Origin of the sequence: Streptomyces sp. NPDC018610, from assembly GCF_044391765.1 — a bacterium.
Lineage (GTDB): Bacteria > Actinomycetota > Actinomycetes > Streptomycetales > Streptomycetaceae > Streptomyces.
The window spans coordinates 25,909-32,773 of record NZ_JBISAL010000011.1; the positions used below are offsets into that span (position 1 = coordinate 25,909).

5 protein-coding genes are annotated in these 6,865 nt (G+C 72.3%); 2 read left to right on the forward strand and 3 right to left on the reverse strand.

What is annotated here, in order from left to right:
- The first annotated feature begins 83 nt into the window (after window positions 1–83).
- Entirely contained in the window at window positions 84–2,168 is a 2,085-nt protein-coding gene (locus tag ACH5A8_RS26560; protein ID WP_399006004.1) for a thioredoxin domain-containing protein, read from the forward strand.
- 25 nt (window positions 2,169–2,193) lie between these two features.
- Here the strand turns inward: ACH5A8_RS26560 and ACH5A8_RS26565 are convergent, their stop codons facing one another.
- The 3 genes from ACH5A8_RS26565 to ACH5A8_RS26575 form a co-directional block, all read right to left on the reverse strand.
- Window positions 2,194–2,925, reverse strand: coding sequence for a Mut7-C RNAse domain-containing protein (locus ACH5A8_RS26565; protein ID WP_399006006.1), 732 nt, complete (start codon window positions 2,923–2,925; stop codon window positions 2,194–2,196).
- Between the two features lie 33 nt (window positions 2,926–2,958).
- Complete coding sequence (locus tag ACH5A8_RS26570) at window positions 2,959–3,588, reverse strand: TetR/AcrR family transcriptional regulator (protein WP_399006008.1); 630 nt, start codon at window positions 3,586–3,588, stop codon at window positions 2,959–2,961.
- A gap of 213 nt (window positions 3,589–3,801) precedes the next feature.
- The gene (locus tag ACH5A8_RS26575; protein ID WP_399006010.1) at window positions 3,802–4,515 is read right to left on the reverse strand and encodes a hemolysin III family protein; all 714 of its coding nucleotides are present in this window, start codon (window positions 4,513–4,515) and stop codon (window positions 3,802–3,804) included.
- A gap of 299 nt (window positions 4,516–4,814) precedes the next feature.
- Here ACH5A8_RS26575 and ACH5A8_RS26580 point away from each other — a divergent pair, with 299 nt between their 5' ends.
- Entirely contained in the window at window positions 4,815–6,647 is a 1,833-nt protein-coding gene (locus ACH5A8_RS26580; RefSeq protein ID WP_399006012.1) for a phosphoenolpyruvate carboxykinase (GTP), read from the forward strand.
- Window positions 6,648–6,865: the final 218 nt, after the last annotated feature.

The window sequence follows — 6,865 nt, forward strand, 5'->3', positions numbered from 1 at the left end:
GCGTACAAGCGCACTTCGGCCAAGCGGGGCGGGCTCGTCCGGGTTTCACCGGTCGCGGCAGGCGCTGTGAGAGGCTGGGTCGTATGAACCGGTTGGCTGGTGTGACCTCGCCGTATCTGCTTCAGCATGCCGACAACCCGGTCGATTGGTGGCCGTGGCGACCCGAGGCGTTCGAGGAGGCGAAGCGGCGCGATGTGCCCGTCCTGCTGTCGGTCGGCTACTCCGCGTGCCACTGGTGCCACGTGATGGCGCACGAGTCCTTCGAGGACCAGGCCACCGCCGACTACCTGAACGAGCACTTCGTCAGCGTCAAGGTCGACCGCGAGGAGCGGCCCGACGTGGACGCCGTGTACATGGAGGCCGTGCAGGCGGCCACCGGGCAGGGCGGCTGGCCGATGACGGTGTTCCTCACCCCGGACGCCGAGCCGTTCTACTTCGGCACGTACTTCCCGCCCGAGCCCCGGCACGGCATGCCGTCCTTCCCGCAGGTGCTGGAGGGCGTCCGGCAGGCGTGGGCCACACGCCGCGAGGAGGTCACCGACGTCGCCGGGAAGATCGTGCGGGACCTCGCGCAGCGGGAGATCGGCTACGGAGACACCCAGGCGCCGGGCGAGGACGAGCTGGCGCAGGCGCTGCTCGGGCTGACGCGCGAGTACGACCCGCAGCGCGGCGGGTTCGGCGGCGCGCCCAAGTTCCCGCCGTCCATGGTGCTGGAGTTCCTGCTGCGTCACCAGGCCCGCACCGGCTCCGAGGGCGCCCTGCAGATGGCGCGCGACACGTGTGAGCGGATGGCCCGCGGCGGTATCTACGACCAGCTCGGCGGCGGCTTCGCCCGCTACTCCGTCGACCGCGACTGGGTGGTGCCGCACTTCGAGAAGATGCTCTACGACAACGCGCTGCTGTGCCGGGTCTACGCGCACCTGTGGAGGGCCACCGGTTCGGAGCTGGCCCGCCGGGTCGCGCTGGAGACCGCCGACTTCATGGTCCGCGAACTGCGCACCGACGAGGGCGGGTTCGCCTCGGCGCTGGACGCGGACAGCGAGGAGGAGGCGCCGCGCGAAGCGCGTCCGCGGGAGGGCGGCACGGGACGGCACGTCGAGGGCGCGTACTACGTGTGGACGCCGGAGCAGTTGCGCGAGGTCCTCGGTGACGCGGACGCCGAACTCGCCGCCCAGTACTTCGGCGTGACCGAGGAGGGCACCTTCGAACACGGCGCTTCCGTACTGCAACTTCCGCAGCAGGAAGGTGTGTTCGACGCGGAGAGGATCGAGTCCGTGCGGCGCCGGCTGCTGGAGCGGCGCGCCGAGCGGCCGGCTCCCGGCCGGGACGACAAGATCGTCGCCGCCTGGAACGGGCTCGCGATCGCCGCCCTCGCCGAGACCGGCGCCTACTTCGACCGCCCGGACCTCGTGGAGGCCGCCGTCGGCGCCGCCGACCTCCTCGTCCGGCTGCACATGGACGAGCACGCCGCGCTCGCCCGCACCAGCAAGGACGGACACGTGGGCGCGAACGCCGGGGTGCTGGAGGACTACGCCGACGTCGCCGAGGGCCTCCTCGCGCTCGCCTCCGTCACCGGCGAGGGCGTATGGCTGGACTTCGCCGGGCTGCTCCTGGACCACGTGCTGGACCGGTTCACCGACCCGGAGTCGGGCGCCCTGTTCGACACCGCCGCCGACGCCGAGAAGCTGATCCGCCGTCCCCAGGACCCGACCGACAACGCTACTCCCTCGGGCTGGTCGGCGGCGGCCGGAGCCCTGCTCGGCTACGCGGCCCACACGGGTTCCGAGGCCCACCGCACCGCCGCCGAGAAGGCGCTGGGCGTCGTGCGCGCGCTGGGCCCGCGCGTGCCGCGCTTCATCGGCTGGGGCCTGGCCGTCGCCGAGGCCGCGCTCGACGGGCCGCGCGAGGTCGCCGTCGTCGCGCCGTCGCTCGCCGACGAGGCGGCGAGGGCCCTGCACCGCACGGCGCTGCTGGGCACCGCCCCGGGCGCCGTGGTCGCCTACGGCACGGAGGGCGGCGAGGAGTTCCCCCTCCTCGCCGGGCGGCCCCTGGTGGACGGCGCGCCGACCGCGTACGTCTGCCGCCACTTCACCTGCGACGCGCCGACGACCGACCCGGAGCGGCTGCGGGACGCGCTGGGCGGCGGAGGCACCGCGCTGGGCGGCTGAGGCACGCGGCCGCCCGGCCGTCTGCTCAGCTCTCCCGGGCGCGCAGGCTCAGCGCCTGCTCGACGATCGCTTCCAGCTGGTCGTGATGGGCGCCCTTCCAGTAGGCGCGGCCGCAGTCGCGGCACTGGGCGAAGACGTCGTAGGTGCGCTGGGTGCCGTGTTCGAGCTGGTCGGCCACCTCGTCCTTGGTGGCCGCCCTCAGCAGGCCGTTGCAGGCGGTGCAGCGGGTCCAGGGGCGCAGTTCCGGGTGGAACCGGTCGAGGACGTCGCTCAGCTGGTCGTCGGGGCGGGTGCTGTAGACGTAGGCGCCCGCCCACAGTTCGCGGCGGCGCAGCAGGCCCCGGTCGCGGCTGAGCAGCACCCGCTTCTCGGCCGCCGAACGGGCGGCGAGGGCCGGGTCGCCGATGTCGGTCGACTCGTACGCCGCGTCGACGCCGAGCAGGCGCAGCCGGCGGGCGAGGGTGCCCAGGTGCACGTCGAGCAGGAAGCGCAGGGGCGCGCCCGGGACGCGCTGGGGCCGCTCGACCGCGCGTACCTGCACGGTCTCCGCGGCGCGCGGGACGTGCGAGACGGGAACGGGGCGGCCGTCCACGACCAGCGCGCCGACCTCGGTCAGCGGCACGCCGAGGGACTCGACGACGTGTCCGAGGGTGGAGACGCCGTCGGTGACCACGGGGGTGGCGCCGCGGCGTCGGGCGTGCGGGACGAACAGGCCGAGTCCGGGGGCGAACTCGACGTGGATCTCTGGACCGTTCACCCGGTCAGCATGGCACGGCAGAGTCCTCGCGCCTCACGCGTTTTCCCGCGGCAGCCCGTGTTCGAGGACGGCGAGGGCGCGGTCGACGAGGTCCGCGAGGTCGTCGCGGTGGTCGTTCTCCGCCCAGTACAGGGTGGTCTCCATCAGCGCGCCGACGAAGGACATGGCCGTAACGCGCACCTCCAGGCTCTCCGGCTCCAGACCGGTGCGCTCGGCGAGGGCGGTGCACAGCAGGCGGCCGGTGACCGACATGCTCTCCGTCATCCGCGAGCGCACCGCGGGCACCTCGACCATCAGGCGGGTGCGCAGCCGCGACACCTCACGGTCGTCGTCCATGCCCAGGGCGATGGCCTTGCGCAGCACCTGGCGGACGGACTCGGTCCACGGCTCGCCGACGGGCCGACCGCGCAGCTGCTCCAGGAGGAGGGGGTCGTACTCGTCGGTGAGGACGATGTCCTCCTTGGTGGGGAAGTAGCGGAAGACGGTCGACGGCGACACCTCGGCCCGCTCGGCGATCTGCTCGATCGTGGTGGCGTCGTAGCCCCGCTCCTCGACGAGGGCGTACGTGGCCGAGCGGATCGCCTCGCGGGTCTTGATCTTCTTGCGCTCCCTCAGGCCCAGCCGGGGGAGGTCGGCGGGGGGCGTGGTGCGTGCGGCCGTCATGCGGTCATTGTCGGGCATCGGCTCCGGGCTCGGCCACGGCCGGGGAGAGCGGTGCGGGTTCGCCGAGGGTGTCCGCCGTCGTCCCCGGCAGGGGGCCGCCGCGGCGAGCGCGGTGACCGGTGAGGCGACCCCGCATATGGACTTCCGGGCGTACGAGAACGGCCACGGCTCGTGCGAGCCGTGGCCTGGGGAGTGCGGGAGGGAGGTGGAGGGCTATCCGTGCTGGTACGCCACCAGGGAGATCCCCACGTAGTGCACCACGAAGGCGGCCAGCGTGAAGGAGTGGAAGACCTCGTGGAAGCCGAACCAGCGCGGGGAGGGGTTCGGCCGCTTGATTCCGTAGACGACGCCGCCCGCGCTGTAGAGCAGGCCGCCGACGATCACCAGGACCAGGACCGCGATGCCGCCCGCGTGCAGGAAGTCCGGCAGGTAGAAGACGGCCGCCCAGCCCATGGCGAGGTAGCAGGGGGTGTAGAGCCAGCGCGGGGCGCCGACCCAGAAGACGCGGAAGGCGATGCCCGCCAGGGCCGCGGCCCAGATGCCCCACAGCAGCCACTGGCCCGTGGCGCCGGGCAGGAGCAGCAGCGTCAGCGGTGTGTAGGTGCCCGCGATGATCAGGAAGATGTTCGCGTGGTCGAGCCGGCGCAGCACTCCGCTCATCCGGGGGCCCCAGTCGCCCCGGTGGTAGAGCGCGCTGACACCGAAGAGCAGGCAGGCGCTCAGGACGTAGATCCCGCAGGCGATGCGCCCGCGGGTGGAGTCGGCGAGCGCGGTGAGCACCAGTCCCGCTATGAGCACGGCCGGGAACATGCCGAGGTGCAGCCAGCCGCGCAGCTTCGGCTTGACCGGATGCGGCAGGGAGAGCGCGGCCGGACCGCGGCCACCGGCCGGCGGGTCCAGGGGCGCGTCGGAGGCGGACGCAGTCATGGCGGCATGGTACCGGCGACCCCGTAAGCCGGGGGTGAGCGGCCGGGGGTCGGAGGGCGGTGATCGCCTCGATGGGGGGAAACGCAAAAAGTCCTTCAGGTGAACCCAACACGGACGCAAAAAATCGCGGAAAACCGTGGGATTCCTCACCCTGCTCACCTGTGCGGCCCTCTGGACAGATGGGCGCGGGAGTCGGATGATCAAATGAGTGCGGTCGGCACCGGATGAGCGGCTACGAAGCATCCGGGTCGCAGCCCCCACGGGGCGACAAGACAAAAATCCCTCATTTAGGAGCAATCGTGGCGCGCGACATCGCGGCTCCCCCCGTCATCCCCACCCAGCACAAGGACCTGGTCTCGTGGGTCAACGAGATCGCGGAACTCACGCAGCCGGACAACGTGGTCTGGTGTGACGGATCCGAGGCCGAGTACGAGCGACTGTGCGAGGAGCTCGTCCAGAAGGGCACCTTCCGCAAGCTCGACCCGATCAAGCGCCCCAACTCCTACTACGCGGCCTCCGACCCCTCCGACGTCGCCCGCGTCGAGGACCGCACCTTCATCTGCTCCGCGAAGGAGGAGGACGCCGGCCCCACCAACCACTGGAAGGCCCCCGCCGAGATGCGGAAGATCTTCCGGGGCGAGGGCGGCGAGGGAGGCCTCTTCCGCGGCTCGATGAAGGGCCGGACGATGTACGTCGTCCCGTTCTGCATGGGCCCGCTCGGCTCCCCGCTGTCCGCGATCGGCGTCGAGATCACCGACTCCGCCTACGTCGCCGTGTCCATGCGCACCATGACCCGCATGGGACAGCCGGTCCTCGACGAACTCGGCGACGACGGCTTCTTCGTCAAGGCCGTGCACACCCTGGGCGCCCCGCTCGCCGAGGGCCAGGCGGACGTCCCCTGGCCGTGCAACTCCACCAAGTACATCTCGCACTTCCCCGAGGACCGCGAGATCTGGTCCTACGGCTCCGGCTACGGCGGCAACGCGCTGCTCGGCAAGAAGTGCTACGCCCTGCGCATCGCCTCCGTCATGGCCCGCGACGAGGGCTGGCTCGCCGAGCACATGCTGATCCTCAAGCTCACCCCGCCCACCGGCGAGTCCAAGTACGTCGCGGCCGCCTTCCCGAGCGCCTGCGGCAAGACCAACCTCGCGATGCTGGAGCCCACGATCTCCGGCTGGACCGTCGAGACCATCGGCGACGACATCGCGTGGATGCGCTTCGGCGAGGACGGCCGGCTGTACGCGATCAACCCGGAGGCCGGTTTCTTCGGCGTCGCGCCCGGCACCGGCGAGCACACCAACGCCAACGCCATGAAGACCCTGTGGGGCAACTCGGTCTTCACCAACGTCGCCCTCACCGACGACAACGACGTGTGGTGGGAGGGCATGACGGAGGAGACCCCGGCCCACCTGACCGACTGGAAGGGCAACGACTGGACGCCCGAGTCGAGCACCCCTGCCGCGCACCCCAACGCCCGCTTCACCACGCCCGCCGCCCAGTGCCCGATCATCGCGCCGGAGTGGGAGGACCCCAAGGGCGTGCCGATCTCGGCGATCCTCTTCGGCGGCCGCCGGGCGAGCGCGGTGCCGCTGGTGACCGAGTCCTTCGACTGGAACCACGGCGTCTTCCTCGGCGCGAACGTCGCCTCCGAGAAGACCGCCGCCGCCGAGGGCAAGGTCGGCGAGCTGCGCCGCGACCCGTTCGCCATGCTGCCGTTCTGCGGCTACAACATGGGCGACTACATGGGCCACTGGGTCGACGTCGCCAAGGACAAGGACCAGTCCAAGCTGCCCAAGATCTACTACGTCAACTGGTTCCGCAAGAACGACGAGGGCACGTTCGTCTGGCCCGGGTTCGGCGAGAACAGCCGCGTGCTGAAGTGGATCGTCGACCGCCTGGACGGCAGGGCCGAGGGCGTGGAGACGCCCATCGGCGTCGTGCCGACCCGGGAGGCCCTGGACACCGACGGCCTGGACCTGTCGGACTCCGACCTGGAGTTCCTGCTCACGGTCGACAAGGAGGTGTGGCGCGAGGAGGCCGCCCTGGTGCCCGAGCACCTCAACACCTTCGGCGACCACACGCCGAAGGAGCTGTGGGACCAGTACCGCGCGCTGGTCGAGCGCCTCGGCTGAAGCGGCCCGGCTTCGGCCGCCTGAGTTCCGCGGCCGGCTGCGACCTGCCCTGACCTGCAATGTCGCTCCGGCCGGCCGCGGCCGACCCCCGGGAGGGGGGGGGGGGCCCCCCCCGGGGGCCCCCCCCCCCCCCCCCGGGGGGCCCCGGCGGGGGGGGGGGGGGGGGGGGGCCGCGGGGGGGGCCCCCCCCCCCCCGGGCGGGCCGGGGCGGACCGGGC

Excerpts from the sequence above, each read along its gene's own strand:
- ACH5A8_RS26560 (WP_399006004.1), top strand. The coding sequence starts at position 84 with ATGAACCGGTTGGCTGGTGTGACCTCGCCGTATCTGCTTCAGCATGCC.
- ACH5A8_RS26570 (WP_399006008.1), bottom strand. The coding sequence starts at position 3,588 with ATGACGGCCGCACGCACCACGCCCCCCGCCGACCTCCCCCGGCTGGGC.
- ACH5A8_RS26575 (WP_399006010.1), bottom strand. The coding sequence starts at position 4,515 with ATGACTGCGTCCGCCTCCGACGCGCCCCTGGACCCGCCGGCCGGTGGC.